This window comes from Thauera phenylacetica B4P, assembly GCF_000310225.1.
In the GTDB taxonomy this organism is placed as follows: Bacteria; Pseudomonadota; Gammaproteobacteria; order Burkholderiales; family Rhodocyclaceae; genus Thauera; species Thauera phenylacetica.
Map to the genome: position 1 here is coordinate 1 of NZ_AMXF01000617.1, position 414 is coordinate 414.

The 414-nt window shown below is 67.6% G+C and carries 1 protein-coding gene; it reads left to right on the forward strand.

The window, feature by feature from the left end; all coding sequences use genetic code 11:
• On the forward strand, positions 1–414 hold a 414-nt coding region (locus tag C667_RS23975), incomplete at both ends, for an ATP-binding protein (RefSeq protein WP_004393177.1).

Genomic DNA, 414 nt, shown 5'->3' on the forward strand with positions numbered 1-414 from the left:
AAGACCACCATCGCGCAGAACATCGCCCACCAGGCGGTGCTGCGCGGGCACACCGTGCTCTTCACCACCGCCGGCCAGCTCCTGGGCGAGCTCGCCGCGCTCGACTCCGACTCGGCGCTGCGCCGCCGCCTGCGCCACTACGCCAGCCCCACGCTCCTGGTGATCGACGAGGTCGGCTACCTCTCCTACTCGAACCGCCACGCCGATCTGCTCTTCGAGCTCATCAGCCGTCGCCACGAGAAAAAGAGCACCCTCATCACCACCAACAAGTCCTTTGCCGAATGGTCCGAGGTGTTCCCCAACGCCGCCTGCGTGGTCGCGCTCATCGACCGCCTGGTCCATCACGCCGAGATCATCGCCCTCAAGGGCCCGTCCTGGCGCCACAAGGAAGCCCAGGAGCGCGCCGCCACCAAC